The 18,881-nt window shown below is 72.3% G+C and carries 23 protein-coding genes; 2 read left to right on the plus strand and 21 right to left on the minus strand.

The genetic code is table 11. From position 1 onward, the window contains the following. Positions 1-198: 198 nt before the first annotated feature. The 3 genes from AC2A1K_RS18345 to AC2A1K_RS18355 form a co-directional block, all read right to left on the minus strand. Complete coding sequence (locus AC2A1K_RS18345; RefSeq protein WP_483897746.1) at positions 199-402, minus strand: hypothetical protein; 204 nt, start codon at positions 400-402, stop codon at positions 199-201. 160 nt (positions 403-562) lie between these two features. Next, positions 563-1,285 carry an SDR family NAD(P)-dependent oxidoreductase gene (locus tag AC2A1K_RS18350; protein WP_483897747.1) on the minus strand — a complete coding sequence of 241 codons (723 nt, stop codon included), beginning with the start codon at positions 1,283-1,285 and terminating at the stop codon, positions 563-565. 5 nt (positions 1,286-1,290) lie between these two features. After that, positions 1,291-1,743, minus strand: coding sequence for a hypothetical protein (locus AC2A1K_RS18355; RefSeq protein ID WP_483897748.1), 453 nt, complete (start codon positions 1,741-1,743; stop codon positions 1,291-1,293). A 101-nt stretch (positions 1,744-1,844) separates the two neighbouring features. On the opposite strand from AC2A1K_RS18355, the gene AC2A1K_RS18360 reads away from it, so the two are divergent. Beyond that, positions 1,845-3,167, plus strand: coding sequence for a sensor histidine kinase (locus tag AC2A1K_RS18360; RefSeq protein WP_483897749.1), 1,323 nt, complete (start codon positions 1,845-1,847; stop codon positions 3,165-3,167). After that, positions 3,164-3,784: a response regulator gene (locus AC2A1K_RS18365; protein ID WP_483897750.1), complete on the plus strand. Its 621-nt coding sequence runs from the start codon at positions 3,164-3,166 to the stop codon at positions 3,782-3,784. The genes AC2A1K_RS18360 and AC2A1K_RS18365 overlap by 4 nt, the downstream gene beginning before the upstream one ends. 102 nt (positions 3,785-3,886) lie before the next feature. On the opposite strand, the gene AC2A1K_RS18370 is transcribed toward AC2A1K_RS18365, so the two are convergent. The 18 genes from AC2A1K_RS18370 to AC2A1K_RS18455 all read right to left on the minus strand — a co-directional run bounded on the left by AC2A1K_RS18370 (position 3,887) and on the right by AC2A1K_RS18455 (position 18,324). Next, positions 3,887-5,101, minus strand: coding sequence for an alpha/beta hydrolase family protein (locus AC2A1K_RS18370; RefSeq protein WP_483897751.1), 1,215 nt, complete (start codon positions 5,099-5,101; stop codon positions 3,887-3,889). A gap of 70 nt (positions 5,102-5,171) precedes the next feature. Beyond that, a complete protein-coding gene (locus tag AC2A1K_RS18375) occupies positions 5,172-5,606 on the minus strand; it encodes a sensor histidine kinase (protein ID WP_483897752.1) in 435 nt (144 codons plus the stop codon). Continuing rightward, entirely contained in the window at positions 5,567-6,073 is a 507-nt protein-coding gene (locus tag AC2A1K_RS18380; protein WP_483897753.1) for a hypothetical protein, read from the minus strand. The genes AC2A1K_RS18375 and AC2A1K_RS18380 overlap by 40 nt, the downstream gene beginning before the upstream one ends. A 143-nt stretch (positions 6,074-6,216) precedes the next feature. Then, complete coding sequence (locus tag AC2A1K_RS18385; RefSeq protein ID WP_483897754.1) at positions 6,217-6,555, minus strand: NIPSNAP family protein; 339 nt, start codon at positions 6,553-6,555, stop codon at positions 6,217-6,219. 20 nt (positions 6,556-6,575) lie between these two features. Further along, on the minus strand, positions 6,576-7,670 hold the full coding sequence (locus AC2A1K_RS18390) for an LLM class flavin-dependent oxidoreductase (RefSeq protein ID WP_483897755.1): 1,095 nt from the start codon (positions 7,668-7,670) through the stop codon (positions 6,576-6,578). 86 nt (positions 7,671-7,756) lie between these two features. Further along, positions 7,757-8,269 (minus strand): cupin domain-containing protein, encoded by a 513-nt coding sequence (locus AC2A1K_RS18395; RefSeq protein ID WP_483897756.1) that lies wholly within the window; start codon positions 8,267-8,269, stop codon positions 7,757-7,759. A 105-nt stretch (positions 8,270-8,374) separates the two neighbouring features. Further along, the gene (locus tag AC2A1K_RS18400) at positions 8,375-9,445 is read right to left on the minus strand and encodes a phosphotriesterase family protein (protein ID WP_483897757.1); all 1,071 of its coding nucleotides are present in this window, start codon (positions 9,443-9,445) and stop codon (positions 8,375-8,377) included. Positions 9,446-9,482: 37 nt separating this feature from the next. Then, positions 9,483-10,436 carry a PfkB family carbohydrate kinase gene (locus AC2A1K_RS18405; protein ID WP_483897758.1) on the minus strand — a complete coding sequence of 318 codons (954 nt, stop codon included), beginning with the start codon at positions 10,434-10,436 and terminating at the stop codon, positions 9,483-9,485. Then, positions 10,433-11,467: a LacI family DNA-binding transcriptional regulator gene (locus AC2A1K_RS18410; RefSeq protein ID WP_483897759.1), complete on the minus strand. Its 1,035-nt coding sequence runs from the start codon at positions 11,465-11,467 to the stop codon at positions 10,433-10,435. Before AC2A1K_RS18410 ends, AC2A1K_RS18405 begins: the two co-directional genes overlap by 4 nt. After that, the gene (locus AC2A1K_RS18415; RefSeq protein WP_483897760.1) at positions 11,464-12,261 is read right to left on the minus strand and encodes a glutamine amidotransferase; all 798 of its coding nucleotides are present in this window, start codon (positions 12,259-12,261) and stop codon (positions 11,464-11,466) included. The genes AC2A1K_RS18410 and AC2A1K_RS18415 overlap by 4 nt, the downstream gene beginning before the upstream one ends. A 75-nt stretch (positions 12,262-12,336) precedes the next feature. Beyond that, positions 12,337-13,020: an HAD family hydrolase gene (locus AC2A1K_RS18420; RefSeq protein ID WP_483897761.1), complete on the minus strand. Its 684-nt coding sequence runs from the start codon at positions 13,018-13,020 to the stop codon at positions 12,337-12,339. Between the two features lie 21 nt (positions 13,021-13,041). After that, entirely contained in the window at positions 13,042-13,230 is a 189-nt protein-coding gene (locus tag AC2A1K_RS18425; protein ID WP_483897762.1) for a tautomerase family protein, read from the minus strand. A gap of 51 nt (positions 13,231-13,281) precedes the next feature. After that, on the minus strand, positions 13,282-14,544 hold the full coding sequence (locus AC2A1K_RS18430) for a metal-dependent hydrolase family protein (RefSeq protein ID WP_483897763.1): 1,263 nt from the start codon (positions 14,542-14,544) through the stop codon (positions 13,282-13,284). 6 nt (positions 14,545-14,550) lie between these two features. Beyond that, the gene (locus AC2A1K_RS18435) at positions 14,551-14,706 is read right to left on the minus strand and encodes a hypothetical protein (protein WP_483897764.1); all 156 of its coding nucleotides are present in this window, start codon (positions 14,704-14,706) and stop codon (positions 14,551-14,553) included. After that, positions 14,703-14,963: a hypothetical protein gene (locus AC2A1K_RS18440; protein WP_483897765.1), complete on the minus strand. Its 261-nt coding sequence runs from the start codon at positions 14,961-14,963 to the stop codon at positions 14,703-14,705. The genes AC2A1K_RS18435 and AC2A1K_RS18440 overlap by 4 nt, the downstream gene beginning before the upstream one ends. A gap of 28 nt (positions 14,964-14,991) precedes the next feature. Next, complete coding sequence (locus AC2A1K_RS18445) at positions 14,992-15,537, minus strand: pyridoxamine 5'-phosphate oxidase family protein (RefSeq protein WP_483897766.1); 546 nt, start codon at positions 15,535-15,537, stop codon at positions 14,992-14,994. A gap of 175 nt (positions 15,538-15,712) precedes the next feature. After that, positions 15,713-16,765, minus strand: a complete 1,053-nt coding sequence (locus AC2A1K_RS18450; protein ID WP_483897767.1) for a ribose-phosphate diphosphokinase — start codon at positions 16,763-16,765, stop codon at positions 15,713-15,715. Positions 16,766-16,863: 98 nt separating this feature from the next. Beyond that, the gene (locus AC2A1K_RS18455) at positions 16,864-18,324 is read right to left on the minus strand and encodes a nicotinate phosphoribosyltransferase (protein WP_483897768.1); all 1,461 of its coding nucleotides are present in this window, start codon (positions 18,322-18,324) and stop codon (positions 16,864-16,866) included. Between the last annotated feature and the right edge of the window lie 557 nt (positions 18,325-18,881).

Raw genomic sequence — 18,881 nt, forward strand, 5'->3', positions numbered from 1 at the left:
CGTCTCGCTCGCTCACGGCGGCCTCCCCGTCCGATGTCCGTGGGCGTGAACCGCGCCTTCGGACCATGACGTCCGTGTGCGCAAGCTACCGATCACGGCACCGCAACAGCATGGGAGGCCCGCCCTCGTGCCGCGCGTGCCGGCGGGCCCGGTGACCCGGCCGGGTCCGTGGGAGTGTCGGTCGGCGGGAGTCCGCCCTCAGCTGTCCCGGACGAAGGCGCAGCGCTCGGCGCTGTGATGGCCTCCGACGGGCTCCCACGCGACGTCCACGACCTCGGAGTCGTCCAACTCGACGGTGGCGGGGATGATCGTCGTCCCGCAGGCTGGACAGCGGCGGTACTGCGCGCTGTGGAGCTCGAAGACCCGCCGAACGAATCGCCGGGGCCCTGCTCGCTCAGCCATGGACCTGCTCCCTGTTCGCCTCGGGGTGGACGACAGGTCCCATTTGGGCGCTTTGCTCCCGGGAGGGTCAAGGGCACGTCCGTGTGACCTTCCGGGCGCTGCCGTCCGGCGGGCGAGGGTCGCCGATGCGCCGTCAGACCCTGGAGCCGCTCCATGAGTCTCAGCTTGCGTCCTCGGTGGCCGGCCCGCGCGGCGCGACGGTGACCTCCGGTTCGCCGCGGACGTGGGCGTCGAGCGCGGCGACGACGACCTCCTCCGCGCTCTGCCAGCGCTCCGGCGGCAGCCGGGAGACGTCCTCGCCGGCGCGGGCGTGGAACGCGGTGCGCGTGCGGCCCGGGCGCAGGACGGTAACCGTGATCCGGCGCCGGCGCGCCTCCTTGCGCGCCGCCCTGGACAGCGACTCGAGGTAGGCCTTCGCCGCCGCGTAGACCCCGATCGCGGGGTCGTCGCGCCCCGCGGCGGTGCTCGAGACGTTGATGATGCCGCTGCCCGGGGGCATCGCCCGCAGCCCGGCGGCGGTGAGGCGGGTGGGCGCCAGGACGTTGAGCAGCACGGCGTGGTCGAGGGCGCCGGCGCTCTGGCGGCCGATGCCGCCGTGGACGGCGCTCCCGGCGTTGTTGACCAGCAGCCGGACCGGTGCGCTCGGGTCGACGAGGATCTCCTCGAGGCGGGCCAGGCCCCCGGCGGTCGCGAGGTCGGCGGGGACGACCCGCACCGGCACCGGCAGCGTCGCGGCCAGCTCGTTCAGGGCGGCGCGGGACCGCGCGGTGAGCACCAGCGAGTGCCCGCGGCGCGCGAGCTCGCGGGCGAAGGCGGCCCCGATCCCCGACGACGCGCCGGTCACGAGCGCCAGCGGCTCGCCGACGACGGCGAGCCGTTCCACCGCCCTCACCGGACACCGTGCCGGCCCGGCGCGTCGAGCTCGTCACGTCCGGTGAGGAACGACCACGCCATGAACCACACGGCGCCGACGGTCACCGCGAGGGCGCCGACGACGTGCCCGGCGAGCGTGCTCCCGCTGCCCAGCGCGGCCTGCAGGAAGGTCGTCGCGCACACCACGGCCGCGAGCGCCGCCGGCCACCACGGGACGCTGCGCTGCGCCGAGAACCGGATCGCCACCGCCGCGACCGCCGCCACACCCGTGACGACGTGCAGCAGGATCGCCGCGGCGCCGTGGACGTCTTCGAGGGCTCCGTCGCCGCCCGGAGCGACCAGCGTGCCCGCGGTCCCGAACAGCACCAGTAACGTGATCACCGTCAGGGCGGCCGCGACGCGCAGGGTCCACAGCGCGACCGGCGCCCGGGAGCGGGCGGTGACCGGATGCGTCGGGGTGAAGGTCATGATCTCACGGTCCCGGCGGCCGCGGCCGGTCCTCCATCCGACGATGGTGCTAGCACTCCCGGACAGGGGCCTCACGTTCCACGCGTCCGTAGGCTGACCCGGTGACGAGCCGGGACGAGGCGGGGCCCGAGCGCCGGCGCTCGTCGGCCGCCCGCCTGGTGATCGGGTTCGGGGCGGCCGGTGTCGTCGTGACGCTTGGGCTCGCGGTCGCGATCGCGCTCGTGGCGCGCCAGCAGGCGATCGAGGTCGAGAAGGGCCAGGTCGCGCAGATCGCGTCGATCACCGCCCGCGGCATCGTGGAACCGCGCGTCACCGACGGTCTGCTGCGCGGCGACCCCGCGGCCCTGGCGTCGGTCGACGAGGCGGTGCGCACCGCGGTCCTCAGCGACTCGCTGGTGCGGGTGAAGATCTGGGACGACACGGGACGCGTCGTCTACTCCGACGACAGCGCGCAGCTCGGCCAGATCTTCCCGCTGGAGGACGGCGAGCGCGCGGCGCTGGCGGGCATCGACCAGCGCGCGGGCGTCAACGACACCTCGGAGCCGGAGAACGCGAGCGAGGCGCCGTACGGCCGGCTCCTGGAGATCTACACCGGCATCCGCACCCCCACCGGGACCCCGCTGCTCTACGAGGCCTACTTCCGCTACGACGCCGTCGCCGACGCCGGCTGGGACTCGTGGCGCGCGTTCGCCCCGCCGGCCGTCGGGGCCCTGGTGCTGCTCCAGCTCGTGCAGATCCCGCTCGCCGCGGTGCTCGCGCGCCGGCTCCAGGGCCGCGAGCGCCAGCGCGAACGCCTGCTGCGCCACGCTGTCGGCGCGGCGACCGCCGAGCGCCGGCGCATCGCGGGCGACCTGCACGACGGCGTCGTCCAGGAGCTCGCCGGCATCACCTACGGCCTCGACGCCAGCCGCATGAAAGGCGACGACCCGGGCCGCGCCGAGGTCGTCGCCGACGCCGCGCGCCGCCTGCGGGAGAGCGTGGGGTCCCTGCGCACCCTGCTCGTCGACATCTACCCGCCCAACCTCGCCGAGGAGGGCCTCGGCGCCGCGCTGCAGGAGGTCGCGGCCGGTCTGCGCCGGCGCGGGATGACGGTGACCGTCGATCTCGCTGCCGTCGAGGACGTCACACCCGACGAGGCCGCGCTGCTCTACCGGGCGGCACAGGAGGCCCTGCGCAACGTCGCCAGCCACAGCGGCGCCGAGCATGTCGCGCTGACGCTCACGCCGGTCGACGGGGCGTGGCTCCTCATCGTCGCCGACGACGGCCGGGGCTTCGACCCCGCCGAGCGCGACGTGCACGCCCGGTCCGGCCATCTGGGCCTGCGCTCGATCGCGGATCTGCTCGCCGACGCCGGCGGGGAGCTCACGATCAGCAGCACTCCCGGCGCGGGGACCCGGATCGAGGCGAGGGTGGACCGGACGTGATCACCGTGCTCGTCGTCGACGACCACGCCGTCGTCCGCCAGGGTCTCGTCCAGCTCCTCGCCAGCGCCGACGACCTCACCGTCGTCGGCGAGGCGCGCGACGGCGACCGCGCCGTCGACCTCGCCGGGGAGCTGCGGCCGGACGTCGTCCTCATGGACCTCTCCATGCCGGGCATCGACGGCGCGACCGCGACCGGGCGCATCCGCGCCGCCGTGCCGACGACCCGGGTGCTCGTCCTGACCTCGTTCTCCGACCACGCCCACGTCATGTCCGCGCTCGACGCGGGCGCCGACGGCTACCTGCTCAAGCACGCCGAGCCCGAGACGATCATCGACGCGATCCGGCAGGTGAGCCGGGGCGAGTCGCCGATCGACGGCAAGGCCGCCCGGGTCCTGCTCAGCGCCCGCGGCGAGCGACCGGCCGCGGAGCTGTCCGCCCGCGAGCGAGAAGTGCTCCTGCTGGTGTCCGGCGGGCTCGGCAACAAGCAGATCGCCCGTCGCCTCGGGATCGCCGAGCGGACCGTCAAGGCGCACCTGACCAACGTGTTCCAGCGCATCGGGGTCGCCGACCGGACGCAGGCAGCGCTGTGGGCCCAGCGTCATCTCGGACCCGGCTGACCAGCGGTTCGGTCGATGGGCTCCGGAGGCGGTCGGTCAGCCCAGCAGACCGAGAATGGGCAAGAGGTCTTCAAGCGGTTCGTCACCGTCGACGCGCCGCGGTCATGACCGGTGGACCACCGTCTCGTCGAGCCAGTCGAAGATGCGCTGGTGGTACAGGGAGCGGGCCCGCATCTCGCAGTGGTCGCCGGCGCCCTCCTCGCCGGTGAAGGGGACCAGGTCGACCGGCACGCGCAGGGCGTCACGCAGACGAGGCGCACCGTCGGCGATGCGATCGTCGAGGCCCTGGGTGATCAGGGTCGGGCAGGCGATGTCGGCGGCGACCGACGAGACCTCGTAGCGGAGCTGGTCGACGAGGTAGTCGAAGAACGTGGCAGTGCCGGCGACCCACGGGCCGCGCTGGAGCATCCGCCACCGCGTCGAGGCGTCCGCCTGCTCGCGCAGCCACGTCTCCATGGGGTCGAGGGTGTGCGGGTCGACGTCGGGGAACGCTGCCTTCTGCGCGTCGGTGAGAGGGAGCCGGGCGACGATCGCATCGCGCATGTCCCACTGACCGGGGTCGGCGACGAGCGCGGCGATCCGGTGCTCGACGCCGGCGGCGCGCGGCGCGAGGAACCCGCCGAAACTCCAGCCCACGAGGGCGATCCGGTCGGGGTCGACGCCGGACAGGGTCCGCACGTGGTCGACGACGGGAGTCACCACTGTCTCCCAGTCGGGCCGCATCGGTATTCCGTCACGGATGAGCACACGCCCCTGGCCGGGACCGTCGAACCCGATCCCGTTGTAGCCGCGGGCCAGCGCCGCCGGGCCGTGACTGAGGTACATCTCGTGGATGGTCGAGTCGAGGCCGTTGGTCTGCAGCACCGTCGGGCGCGGCGTGTCGGAGTCGTCGGGGCGCGCGAACCAGCCCGGGAGCGTCCCGGCCTCGGTGGTGATCTCCAACGGCTCGACCGGCCACGGCGCGTGCGCCGCGGCGGCGGTGAACACGCGCGTCTCGTCGTCGAACGCCTCCACCAGCCGGGACTCGGTCGGCGCTCCGTAGAGCGGAAGGTACGAGACGCGCTGGTAGGTGCTCGCCCGCAGCAACGCCTCGTGGGCGCTGCGCCGGTGTCCCTTGGCCGCACAGTCCTCGCCGATCCGCTCGATCCGCCCGGCGATCGCGCGCCACTCGCGGTGCCAGTCGTCGCCGGTCCCGTCGTCGCCGACCCGGGCGACCGTCACCTGGCATTCCCCGACGTCCCCGCCGCCGACCGGCGCGAACAGCAGCGCACGCTCCCCGAGCTCCTCCCAGAACGGGTTGCTGCTCAGCAGCGGCATGGGTCTCTCCTCGTTCCTCGCCTGCTCTCCCTGCGCCTGGGGACCGTGGCATCCCTCGGGCAGGGGGTCGTCAGGGCGCGCCCTGAGAACCGGGGAGACCCGGGCCCCGGGGGAGGCCCGCCCGGATCGTCGTCCCGGCGCCGGGCGGGCTGTGGATGTCGAGCCGGCCCCCGAGGGCCGCGACCCGATCCGCGAGGCCCCGCAGACCGGGTCCCTCGGGTACGGCTCCCCCGGCACCGTCGTCGGTGACCTCGATCCCGAGTCGAGCGTTCCCGTGCTGCACGTGCACGGCCGCCCGGGACGCCTCGGCATGCTTGACGCAGTTGGTCAGCGCCTCCGCCACGACGTAGTAGGCCGTGGTCTCGACGGTCGGCGGGAGGCGCCGTCCCGCGGTTCCCGCGACGGTCACGGGCAGCGGCAATCGCTCGGCGAGGGCCTCGAACGCGGCGTCGAGGCCGTCGCTGGTCAGCAGCGGTGGGTGCAGCCCCCGGGCCAGTTCGCGCAACTCGCGTGGGCAGCGCGGGTGGCCTCGGCGGCGTCGTCGATCAGGGTCGCGAGGTCGGGGGCGGCGTTGCGGGAGCGGACTCGCCCCAGGGTGGCGGAGGCCAGCAGGAGGTGCTGCTGAGCGCCGTCGTGCAGGTTGCGCTCCACGCGCCGGCGCTCCATGTCGGCTGCCTCGACGATCCGGGCCCGCGAGGCGCGGACCTCTCCGAGCTGGGCCAGCAGATCGGCGCGCAGTGCCACGTTCTCCAGCGAGAGCCGGGCGGCGGCGGTCACGGCCGCCAGCAGGTCGGCGCGGTAGCGCAGGGCCGGGTCGTGCACGACGGCGCCCACCGTCCGGCCGTCGCGGTCGATGAGTACCGCGTCGGGGCCGGGCTCGGGCGCCGGTCGGCCGGCGTCGTCGACCCACCCCTCGGCGTCGACCCGCGGATAGCGGATCTCCAGCGTCGGGTCCTGCAGGGCGTCGGCCACCGCCCCGACCCGGCCGACGGCTGGCTATGGTTCACCAACAAGGACGGCGACTCCCTCGCACGCATCCGCACGGCCTGAATCGAGCGTTCAGGGACCGAACGGCGACGCGAGGCCGAAGCCGCTCGCTCGGCGAGAACTGTCGATCAGCTCGGACCAGTGACGGGAGCGAACGGCCCCGGATCGAGCAGCCGGCGACGCATCGACGCGATGAGCGGCCCGTCGGCCTCCCGGGCGGTCGCCGCCGCGACCCATTCCGGGTCGTCGAGGAACGTGGCCCACTTCCGCTCCAGGTCGGCCACGTCTGCGAATCGCATGGTGTACACGAATTCGTTGAACGAGTTGTCGCCGATCCAGGTGCGGCCGACGGTCACCAGCTCCATCCCGTGCTTCGCGAACAACGGGACGGTGTGCTCGGTGAAGAGCTCGATCAACGCGCCGATGCGACCCGGGACGGCGACGTACTCGCGGACTTCGTACAGCACCTTCCGGTCCCTCCCGCTCGTCAGTCCGTGAAGGCGGGGAGGACTTCCTTGGCCATCAGCTCCATGTTCTCGACGACCTCGTCGATGGGCTGCCCCACCGCGACCAGACAGGCGAGGTGGTCGACGCCCATCGCCTCGTAGGACTTGAACCGCTCGATCATGCGGTCGGGGGTGGTGAGGACCGGGTCCGCGTACTTCTCGTAGAGACCGTCCCGGGAGAACGTCTCGTCGCCCGGCTCGACGCGGCCGGCCCTCACGAAGTCGACCTTCTCGCCGACGCCACGGACGGCGAGGCGCTCCTCCTGGCTAACCTTGCTGGTCCCGCCCTGCACCAGGGCCATGTAGTAGTTGTACTCGTTGACCACGTCGTCGAAGGCGCGCAGTGCCTCCTCCTCGGTGTGGCCGACCCAGGTGTGCCGCAGCACCATGACCTCGCCGCGCCGCTGCCCGCTCCGGGCCGCGGCCTCGTCGTAGGCCGCCAGGAGCGTCTCCAGGTCGCCGTGCGGCTCGAAGGTGCCGTAGTTCGGAGCGGTGATCAGGTTCAGGCCCTGCTGGGCGACCTTGCGGAAGCCGTCGATGCTCTGGGACGCGACCCAGATGTCGGGATGGGGCTGCGTGGCCGGCTTCGGCACGATCGTGGTGGACGGGAAGGAGAAGAAGCGGCCGTCGTAGCTGACGTCGTCCTCGGTCCACACCCGCCGGATGATCTCCAGCGACTCCTCGTAGATCGCCCGCGCGTCCTTCGGGTCGACCCCGAGACGATCGAGCTGGTACCGGCTGCCGCCCCGCGCGACCCCGATGCCCATCCGACCGGGAGCCAGGTGGTCGAGCATGCTCATCTCGGAGGCGACCAGGAGGGGGTTGTAGTTCGGCAGAACCACCACGCCCGGCACGATCCGCAGCCGTTTCGTCCGTGCCGCCGCGAGCGCCGCGAAGGTCAGGGAGGACGGGTTCGTGACGTAGTTCTGGAACTGGTTCTCGTTGATCGTGACGCCCTCGAAGCCGAGGTCCTCGGCCGCGTCGACGATGCTCAGCATGTCGTTCAGGAGCTCCGACCATGGACGGGTCATGTCCGGGTAGAAGAACGGGGCCGTCACCCAGAACTTGAGCGCCACTCGTCTCTCCTCACCTTCGGCCCGCGGTGGCGGGGCTGGGCGGCCGTCTCGGAAGGGGGCGGGCCTGAGACCCGAGGGAGACGCCGCTACTGCGTATCGGGGCGACGCAGCTCGATCAGCGCGTCGCTGTAGGACTCGTCATCGCCGGTGTAGCGCCAGCCCGACGGCATCTGCGGCGCCGTCGTGAAGAAGCTGACGGACTGGACACCGGTCGCCTTGACGGCGTACCGGTAACCGGCCGGGGCCCAGTAGTGGTCGCCCGGCTCGAGGGTCCGGTCCAGCTCGTCGCCGCGGTCGTCCGTGGCCACGATGCGGACCCTGCCGCTGATGCAGTAGAACGCCTCGTCCCAGCTCGTCGCCTGCCAGACGACGTCCTCGGCGTCCGCGGCGTGGAAGCTGATGCCCTGGCTGTAGTGCCGAGACCCGTCGCGCTCGCGGGAGATGAACATCCCGCTCTCGACGCCCTTGCTGAACGCGATGCGCGGCATGGCCGCGATCTCGTCGGGGTGGAACAGGCGCGGGAAGCGGATCTCCTGGCGGGGCACGGAGGCGCGGATGGCGGCCCCGACCTCCCGCTTGGCCTTCCCGTAGCCCGCCATCCGGCTCCTCCGATATAAAGCATTCTACATCGCTCGACACCGACTTCCGGCGCCGTCGACACTACCGAGGTCGAGAACCGCGCCTCAAGGCTCGGAACGTTTCCATCAGGTAAGCCGACCCGCGGCGGTGAACAGGCGTCGGGGGTTCGCCGTCACGAGGTCCGCGGTGACCTCGGACGGGACGCCGTGACGTTCCAGGCGGGGCAGGAAGAGCCGCGGCACGTAGCCGAACCCGTTCCCGCCGTGGCGGGTCCACATGCTCTTGACGGCGACGTCGTGGCTGAGCAGGAGGCTCCCGGCGAACCCGTCCCGCACCAGCCCGGCGACCGCCGCCGCGGTCTGCTCCGGCGCCGGTGACTGGCCCTCGCCGGCGTAGAAGAGCGGCATCCCGATCATGTCGAACTCGAGCCACACGCCCCGCGCCGCGACGGCCCGCTGGTAGTCGAGGTCGGCACCGGACGGGTCCATGTGGCAGAGCACCACGGCGTCGTGCTCGACGCCCTCCTCCTCGAGCACGATGTCGAGCACCTCGTGGGCGCGGCGCTGCCACCCGGGGAGGTGGATCAGCAGGGGTACGGCGACCCGGCGCTGGGCGCGGCACGCCGCCCGGAGCCGGGTCCTCTCCGCGTCGGTGAACCGCGGCGACACCCCGATCTCCCCGATGACCCCGGGCACGACCCCGGTGTCCCCGACTCCGTCGGTGAGCTCCGCGGTGAGCTCGTCGCACAACTCGTCGGCGCCCGCGTGGGCCCGGTCGGGATCGTGGAAGGCCTCCACGTACCACCCCGAGCCCATCACGATCTGGAGCCCGGACCGATGCGCGATGTCGCGCAGCGCCACAGGGTCGCGGCCGATGTCGTCGTTCGTGCACTCCACGACCGTCCGGCCGCCGACGGCGGCGAAGGTGCCCAGCTCCTCGACCACGGCACCCGGGTCGTCGAGGCTGCCGTTGTCCCGGCAGCAGCCCGGGTCCTCGGTGAGCAGCCACCGGAGCGAGGCGTCGACGCGGGCGTGGTACAGCGCCCGGCGGTCGGGGTCCGCGGGCTCCTCCATCCGACGGCCCCAGTCGCTCACCAGATGCTCGTGGGTCAACGTCACGCCGAGCCGGCCGACCGGGACCGGCCCGAGGACCGTGGCGACCTGCACGGCTGAGTCGGGCGCTGACGGCGCGTCCATCGACCTCCTTCCCCTCCCCGCTCAGGCCCCTCCCCGCTCAGGCGCGGTCGACTCCGCCGACCGTCGCGCCTCGCGCGGCGTCGATGGCGTGCGCGCGGGGCATGCCCGCCCGGGCGCCGAGCCCGCCCACCGACAGCGAGGCCGCGACCACGCCGCGCTCGCTCGCCGCCGTGATCGGCGCCCCCGCCGCGAGGGCGGCCGCGAGCACCCCGTTGAACGTGTCCCCCGCGCCCGTGGTGTCCCGGACCTCGGTGACGGGACCGGCCGGGAGCGGCGTTGTCGTCCCGTCCGGGTGGACGACCAGCGCCCCGTCCCGGCCCAGCGTCACGACCACCGGGGACGCGGTCCGTCGGGCGATCCCGGCCGCCATCTCCGCCACCGGCGCGCCGTCGGCCCCACGCAGCAGGCCGTGGAGATCCTCGAGCTCCGAGGCGTTAGGGGTGACCACGGGGCCCGAGGCCAGGAGGTCGACGAGCCCGGGGGTGACCGGCGCCGGGTTGAGCACGCAGGGCAGACCGTGGGCCGTGGCGGTCGTGACCGCTGCCGCGACCGCGCTCGGCGGTACCTCGGTGCTGACGAGGACACAGCTCGCCCACCCCCCCGCGCGTGTCACCGCCGCACGGACGGCCCCGGCGTCGACGGCTCCGTTGGCGCCCGCGCCGACGGCGATCTGGTTCTCCCCGTCAGGGTCGACGACGATCAGCGCCGCGCCGGTGGTCACCCCGTCCAGGACGGCGACGTCGTCGACGTCGACGCCCTCGGCGCGCAGCTCGGCCAACGCTGCGGTGCCGGTATCGTCGGCCCCGACGGCACCGCAGCACCGGACCTCGGCGCCGGCGCGGGCGGCGGCGACCGCCGCGTTCGCGCCCTTCCCGCCACCGTGGCGCTCGACGCCCGGGCCCACCACCGTCTCTCCGGCGCGGGGCAACCGGTCGGCCGCGACCACGAGATCGACGTTGACCGCGCCGACCACGAGCACCGTCGTGGTCACGGGCCCGTCCCCGGTGCCGCCACCGAGTCACGGTGCTGCACGGCGGCGGGCAGCTCGCCGATGGCGCCGGACTCGCCGTCCTCGAGCAGGTCGAACAGTGCGGACGCGGCGCGGAAGCCCATGTCGTGCGCCGGCTGACGCACGGTGGTCAACCGCGGGGTGAGCAACGAGGACACCGGCAGGTCGTCGAAACCGACGATGCTGACGTCCTGCGGCACCTGTAGGCCCACCTCGCGGCAGTGTTCCATCGCCCCGATGGCCATGAGGTCGTTGGTGCAGATCAGGGCGGTCGGCCGCGGACCGGCCGCGAGGGCCTTCCGCGCGAGCTCACGGCCCGACGCCTGCCTGTAGTCGCCGGGGAAGACCGGGACCACGTCCGGGTCGAGACCCGCTCCCGCGAACGCCTCGCGGTAGCCCGCGAGACGCTGCTGGGCGGTCCAGAGCGCCGGCGGTCCCCCGATCACCGCGATCCGCCGGTGGCCGCGCTCCAGCACGTGGGCCGCGATCTCGCGCGCACCCCGGCGGGAGTCGCACACCACGGCCGGCAGGTCCAGCCCCGGGATCTGCTCGTCGACGAGCACCACGGGTCCGGAGCGGGCCAGCTCGTAGATCGACGCCGGCATCGATCCCGTCCCGGAGAGGTAGACGACGCCGTCGATGCGCTGGCTGCGCAGCAGCTTCGCCTGCTTCTCCTCGGGCTGCTCGGTGGCGTCCGGTACGACCAGGACCACCAGGACGTCCCGTGCCGACGCCGCCCGTTGCACGCCCTCGGCGACCATCGCGAAGAACTGGTTGGTCAGGTCCGGGACGACCATCCCGATCGTCGAGGCGCTGCGCCGCTTGAGGTTGCGGGCGGACTCGTTGGGTGAGTACTCGAGGACCCGCACCGCGTCGAGCACCCGGTTGCGCCGGTCGGGTGCCACGGGTCCGGAGTCGTTGAGGACGTAGCTGACCGTGCTCACCGAGACGCGGGCGTGCTCGGCGACGTCCTTCATCGTGGGGCGCTTGCGCCGCCGGTCGGACCGGGTCACCCCGTGCCGTCGCCCACGCCCGGGGTGGCCGGCGCCTGCGCCGCCCACGACAGGATCGAGGTCCACAGGCCCGCGTAGTGCGGCCACTCCAGAAACTCGGGCGGCGCCCAGTGCGGGGCGAGGTCGGAGGCGAACGCGACGGCCCTTCCACGCCCGTACTCGCCCGCCACCAGCAGCGGATCGTCACCGGTCCGCGCAACGACGTCTGCGCCGGGCTTGGCGACGAGCTTGTTGTAGCCCAGCAGGGGCGGCCACTCCGGGGGCGTGCCGCCGAGGACGGGGTGCGTCGGCGCGCAGACGTCGACCTTGAGCCCGTCCGACATCTCGATCCGGTCGTCGTGGGGCAGCATCTCCACGGGCAGGACCTCCGCGAGGGGGCTCATCCCGTAGCGCGCCTTGCCGTCGATGCCGGTGAACGACAGGTACCCGCCGATCATGAGCAGCCCGCCGCCGCGCCCGACGTAGTCGGCCACCAGGCCGAGCCGGTTCGGCGACTTCTCCGACCGCAGGAACGTCTCGTCGGGCAGCAGGAAGGTGTTCGACCCGATGTCGGAGAGGACGACGACGTCGAAGACGTCGAGCTCCTCGGCGGACCGCGGGAACCGCGCCGAGACCTCGTGGCCGCGGACGTAGGTGACCGCGTGCCCCGCGGCCGTGAGGCAGGCGAGGAAGACCCCGGCACCCTCTTCGTACTCGGTGGAGTGGAACTGGTCGAAACCCTTCATGTGGATCGTGTGCTTGATCCACGACTCCCCCGCGACCAGGACGTTCAGCGGCGATCCCGACCTGCTCATGGGCGACGGTCCTCCATCGATCATCTTCTCCGACAGCAGCACGCCGGGTGCGTCCTCGGCACCGACGCGCCCCGACTATAAACGATTTCTGTTTCCACTCGGTGACACCGACGGCCGCCGCTCCGGGGCTGCCGCGGCCCCCGCCAGCAGGTCACGGCCGAGGGCGTAGGCCTCTCGGATGTCGGTGCCGACGTATTCGGCGGTGGCCAGCGCCGCGAGGGCGGGTCGGGGGTTCACCGCCACCGTGTGCGACAGCCGGGTGAACAGGTCGACGTCGGACGAGGAATCGCCGTACGCGACGCACGCCTGCTCGTCGACCCCGTACCGGGCCAGGGCGTCCTCGGTGATCGCGACCTTCGCGCTCGGCGAGAGAGTGGCCCCGTCGGGCAGCGGGCGGCCGGCGACGACGTCCGAGCCGTACGTCTCGTGGGCACCCCACCGCTCCAGCCGCCGCACGAAGAAGGCCGGCGACTGCGAGATCACGATCGCGACCTCGCCGCGGGTCCGGATGTCGTCGAAGGTGTCGGCGACGCCCGTCATCCAGGGAGCGCCGTCGAAAGCGGCGTCGAGGTCGGCGTCGCTCGCGTCGCCGCAGATGTCGAGCAGCGTCTGCCAGAACTCCCGGTCCGAGATGGCGCCCGCCAGCCAGCGGGCCTCGATCTCGTTGCCCGCCGCGAGCTGCCCGAAGTGGCGGGCGAGCTCGACCGTGGCTGCGCCGCGCAGGAGTGTGCCGTCCATGTCGAAGACGTGGAGCACCATCGACCCCCTCACCGCACCGTCTCAGCCCATCGTCTTCCCGCCGTGACCCCACCGGGACCGGGGGATCCCTTCGACGATCACGGTGGACTCGCTGCCCGCCTCCTCGCCGATCACCGATGAGACGGCGCGGGTGACCGCGTCCACCATCCGTCCCGCGAAGGTCTCGTCGTCGAAACGCTCCTCGAACACCTTGACTTCGACGTATGGCATGTCCCGTGTCCCTTCGACGTGGTGCCTGCGACGTCCCGCAGTCCTGAGCCTTCACAGCCCGAGCACCTCACCGGTGGCGCGGAGCTGCTCGGTGAGATCGCGGCCGGCTCGTACGACGTGCTTGATGCTCCCGGGCCGACGGAGCAGGCCGATGTCGCCCAGGACGTCGCCGTCGACGACGACGGCGTCGCCCGCGCAGCCCGGCCGCAGAGCACCGATCTCGGGCCGGTCGAGGAGCTCGGCCGCGGTGGTCGTGGCCGTGGCCAGCGCCTCGTCGACCGTCATGCCCTGCTCCACGTAGAGCTCGAGCTCGCGGGCGTGGGCGCCGAAAGGGCAGAGGGTGCCCGATGCGTCGGTGCCCATGACGATGCGTACGCCGGCCGTCCGCGCGAGCGCGAAGGCCTCCAGGGTGCGGTCGTGCGCCTCCCGGAGGTCGGCCACGCCCTGCGCCGTGAGGCCGCGGGCGGTGCCCTCCCGCTGGCACCAGTCGTTGAACGCCATCGTGGGCACGAGGAACGTGCCGCGCCGCGCCATCTCGCCCGCCGCGTCCTCGTCCAGGTAGGAACCGTGCTCGATGCTGTCGACCCCGGCCTCGAGGCTGCGCCGGATGCCCTCGATCGACAGCGCGTGGGCAGCGACGCGCAGGTCGAGGTCGTGCGCCTCCTCGACGATGGCGGTGAGCTCCGCGACCGTGTAGTTCGGCCAGTGCGGCCGCTCGCCCCGGGACATCCCGCCGCTGGCCATCACCTTGATGAAGTCGGCACCCTCCCGCGCCTGGAGCCGCACGAGGGTGCGGCACTCCTCGACGCCGTCGGCGGTGTCCCAGCGCCGGCGCGGGGTGTACGGCGGGTAGAAGAGGTCCCCGTGGCCGTTGGTCATGGTGATCCACCAGGGCGACACCACGAGCCGCGGTCCGACGGCCAGGCCCGCCCCGACGAAGTCGCGCAGCTCGACCTCACCGACGCCGCGGTGACCCATCACCCGCAGCGTGGTGACGCCGGCGGCGAGCGCCCGATGCGCGTTGCGCAGCCCGTGGAGGAGCTTGCCCGGCCCGCTGACCTGCCCGCGGAACACGTCGCTCGGCACCACGCTCGCGTGGTCGGAGTTCGTGGTGAGGTGGACGTGCGCGTCGACCAGTCCGGGCAGCACTGTGCACCCCGTGGCGTCGAGACGCGGCGTGCCCGCCGGGACGACGCCGTCGCGGGCCGGCCCCGCGTGGACGACGACGCCGTCCCGGATGTGGACGAGCCCGCCGTCGTGGTGCTCGCCGGGACCGACCCACAGGTCGCCGCCCTCGATCGCCAGATCACCCACGGTCGCTCACGCGGCGCGACCGGGTCCCGGCACGACGTCGGCCTGACGGAGGGCCGGGCGACCCGCCGTCGACCGCTGCATCTCGTTGCCCGTCGGCGTCTTGGAGACGTCACGCCACTCCCCCGCGACCCACACCGCGTTCGCCCCGAACCCGACGTTCATCGTGTCCCGGTCGACCTGCTCGAGCGGCCACCCATGCCGCACAGCACGTTGTCCGCGGCCGGGCCGTGGGCCTCGAGCGTCCCGTAGATCGCGGCGTCGCTGTCGTGGCGGTCCATCCGCAAGGCCCGGGGGTGGTCGGAGGCCCCGTCCAGGTGGCCGCGGATGGCCTGCTCGGCCCTCCAGCTCGACGTGCCGACCGTGGTGGGGTACCGGTCGGCGTTCACGATGATGTCTCGCCACAGCGACGACTCGCTCATGGGACTCCCAGGGTGGATCGGTCGGGGATCAGGGCCTGCCGAGGGCGTGGGGCGGAAACGAGAGCAGGTCCTGGACGGGCGGCTGGGGGAGCTCCCGCATGTCCCAGCCGTCGACGCGGTCGGGCACGATCCGGTACCAGCGCCGTGCCGCGACCGCTCCCGCGCTGAAGTAGTACTCGAGGTGGGGGTGGCCGACGTGGAAGTACTTCTCGGCCACGAGGTCCAGCAGCTCCTCGACGAGCTCGGGGTCGCTGACCGCCTCGGCGGCCCCCTCCAGCTGCACCGCGCGCGCGTTGGCGATCTCGTCGCCCTCGTCGATCACCGCCGACACGCGTCCACCCGCATCGATCACCTCGATGTGACGGTGGTCGGGGGTCCTGGTCTGGATGGGGTCGCCGACGGTGGGGTCGAGCGGGACGTGGACGGTCTCGTCGACGACGACGAACCAGGCCGGCGAGACGTTGATCGCCTCGTCCGGGAGGGCCGAGGCGAGCCGGAGCCGCCCGGCCTTCTCCACGAAGGCCCACCGCTTCGCGCCGTCGAGCGGGGCGAGCTCTCCCAGGGAGACGGTCACGGGGACGTCGTCCTCTCGGTCGGGGTGTCCGGTACGAAGGTTTCTGGTCACCGCTTGTCGCGGAGTAGTGGGAGGTTTTTCCAGGTGAGAAGCATGGTCGACCGTAGCCAGGGCTTGGGAGGAGCCTCAATACATCGAACGTTTCCATCTCGTTAGCACCCGACGGAGTGCCGCGTCAGAACGTGTGGTTCTTGCCGCCGAACACCTCGGCGACCGAGTCGTCGGTGAAGATACTGCGGATCGAGTGCGCGAGCAGGGGCGCGCACGACACGACGTCGACGGTGTCGGGCGCGCCGGGACGCAGCGGGATGGTGTCGGTGACGACCACGCGCTCGAAGGGCGCCGACGCCAGGTTCTCGTAGGCCCGCCCACTGAACACCGGATGCGTGGCCGCGGCGTAGACCCGGGCGGCTCCCGCGAGCATCACCGCCTGGCCGGCGGCGCAGAGCGTGCCCGCGGTGTCGATGATGTCGTCGAGGATGATCGCCGTGCGCCCCCGGACGTCGCCGATGACGTAGCCGACCTCGGCGACCTGCTGCTCGGGGCGTTCCTTGTCGAGGATCGCGAGGCCCGCACCCATACGCGTGGCGAACTGCTTGTTGAGCTTCACTCTCCCGGCGTCCGGCGCGACGACGACGAGGTCGTCGCGGCGCGGACCGAGCAGGGCGGTGAAGTGGTCGGCGAGCATCATCAGCGCGGTCATGTGGTCGACCGGAAGCTGCGAGAAGCCCTGGAGCTGTCCCGCGTGCAGGTCCATCGTCAGCACGCGGTCCGTCCCGGCGGCCTCGAGCATCCGCGCGACGAGGCGGGCGGAGATCGGCTCGCGGGGCGCGGACTTCTTGTCCTGGCGCGAGTAGCCGTACCACGGCGTCACCGCGATCACCCGGTGCGCACTGGCCCCGACGGCGGCGTCGACCATGACGAGCAGCTCGAGCAGGGCGTCGTTCGCGTTGACGCCGGTCGCAGGGTTCCCGCACATGGGCTGGACGAGGAAGACGTCCGCACCGCGGATCGACTCCTCGAAGCGGCAGTACACCTCGTCGTTCGAGAACGTCCGTAGCGCGACCGGCCCCAGCTCGACGCCGAGCTCCGCCGCGATGGCGCCGGCCAGGGCCGGGTTGGCGCGGCCGGCGAAGAGCATGAGGCGCTTGTGGTACTCCACCGCCATGCTCGTCGTGCCGTGGTTCCCGGGATCACCCACCGTCGGCGTGGTCGTCGAGACGCTCATGAGGGCCGGCTCTCCGTGGTGGTGAGGGCAGCGCCGGCCGCCGGTGGCGGGCCGACCCGCGGTCGGTCCGCCACCGGCGGCGCGCTCGCCGCGCGGCGTCAGGCGGGGACGGTGACCGCGGTCTCCGACGAGACCGTGCGCATCGGGCCCACGTGGTCGATGTAGTAGGCCTCGGGGACCTCGCGCTCGCTGTTGGCGATCAGCTCGGTGAAGTCCCACTTCTTGAGCAGCTTGCCGTCGCGGAAGACGGGCTGGAGCACGTTCTCCGACTCGGGGATCGAACCCTTGGGCACGGTGGTGTAGACCCCGTCCTCGTGCTTGAGGGCCAGCCGGCCCCGCTTGGATGCCTTGAACGACGCCCCTGTCGGGGCCTTCGCGATGTCGCGCCACTCGCCGTCGACCATCACCGCGTTGGCCTTCTGGCCGAAGTTCATGGTGTCGCGGTTCCAATGCTGCAGCAGGCCGCCACCCATGCCGAAGACGGCGTTGTCCGCGGCCAGGCCACGGCGCTCCATCTCCATGTAGACCTCGGGCAGGCTGTCGAAGGTCACGCCGTCGCCCTGCACCACGCGGATGAACGGCGGGAGGACCTTGAAGCCCTTGCTGTTGACCTCGTAGCCGAAGGCGTCCATCAGCCACTCGGTGGTGTCCGAGGTGACCTTGACGATGTCGCCGGAGTCGGGTCGCGCACCGACCAGGCCGGGGAAGTTCTGGATCTGTTCCTTCAGCTCCCCGCCCAGGATGTGCTTGATGCAATGCTCGTGGTTGTAGGTGTCGGTGAGCAGCAGCATCGCGCCTTCCTCGGCGTAGGTGTCCAGCGCGTTGCGCAGCGCGTCCACCTCGTGCTCGCGGCCCCAGGCACAGAACCCCGCGTGCTCGGCGTTCGGCGCCGAGTTCGACACCTTGCCGGCGTTGTAGAAGTACTTGGCGGCGAGGATGCCGGGCACCGTGTCGCTCTGGTCGAAGTTCACCAGGTGAGCCAGGCCGCCGAGCGCCGCGGACTGCTGGGAGCTCACGCCCCGCGCGCCGTAGTCGTGCAGGGTGTTGCGAACGAGCTCGGGGTGGTCCGAGGTCCGGGCCAGGGCTTCCTTGATGACCTGCTTGGACAGCCACGAGACCGTGCCGATCGTGGTTGGGTACCAGACGGCGCGCAGCAGGGCGGTCTCGAAGAAGCTGGTCGCCCAGTAGTACTTCGGGTCGGTGTTGATCACCTGGACCAGCACGTTGCGGGCCGGCAGGACCGTCCCCTCGGGCACGGCCTCGATCTCGACGGGCAGGAAGCCGTCGTGGTCGTTGAGGATGCCGAGCCAGTTCTCGCGGTTGAAGTGCATGCCCTGCTCGCGGACCACGAACTCGGCCTGGTCGATGTCCTCGAGGGTGATCGGACGCATCAGGTACTCCCGCAGGAACGCCTGGAGGCCGACGAACTGCGTGACCGGCCACCGGCCGCCGCGGGACTCGATGTAGCTCGAGACGTACTCCGTCCCGGGCGGGTAGAGCGGGTAGTGGCAGTGCTTGTAGTTGTCGGTGTTGATGATCAGGTTGTCCAGGTAGCCCATGACTGGTCACCTTCCGCGAGAGTCGTTTCTACCCAGCAGCCGCGTCAGCACGCGCTCCGACAGTGGTGCTCCGTGCGGGACCCCGGTGGGAGGTCCGGGCGGGGAGGGCACCAGCGTCACCCACCAAGGGAGCGACCCTCTACGGCTCGGACGACCTGGCAACAGGATATTAACGTTTCTAGCAGATTGGATCCGTGATGCGCGGCGCTCGGGCCACGCGTTCTCGCCGCCTTCCCACGCCCGGGGCCTCGCAGCATGGCCGGCCGCGCCGAGCGTCCGGTCGCGAGCACCAGCCTCTGGAGGGGCCCGTGACGACCGACCCTCGGCCGCTCTCCGGACAGGGTAGAAAGCTTTGGCGCATGTGAGCGCCGACACGAGGAGTCAACGCGTCTCGACTCCGGACTCCGGGTTGAGGTGCGCGGTGGCCGAGACCCTGGCACGACCACGCGGTGCTCCGAGCGAAGGTGGGGCACGTCGAGAGGCACCAGGGCGGACCTCGGTGAGGTGGTGCCGCCTTCGGTTGACCGGGTCGGTGCCCGCGTGGACACGCACCCGCA

It is taken from the genome of Actinomycetospora sp. 2LY8.5, assembly GCF_057180585.1.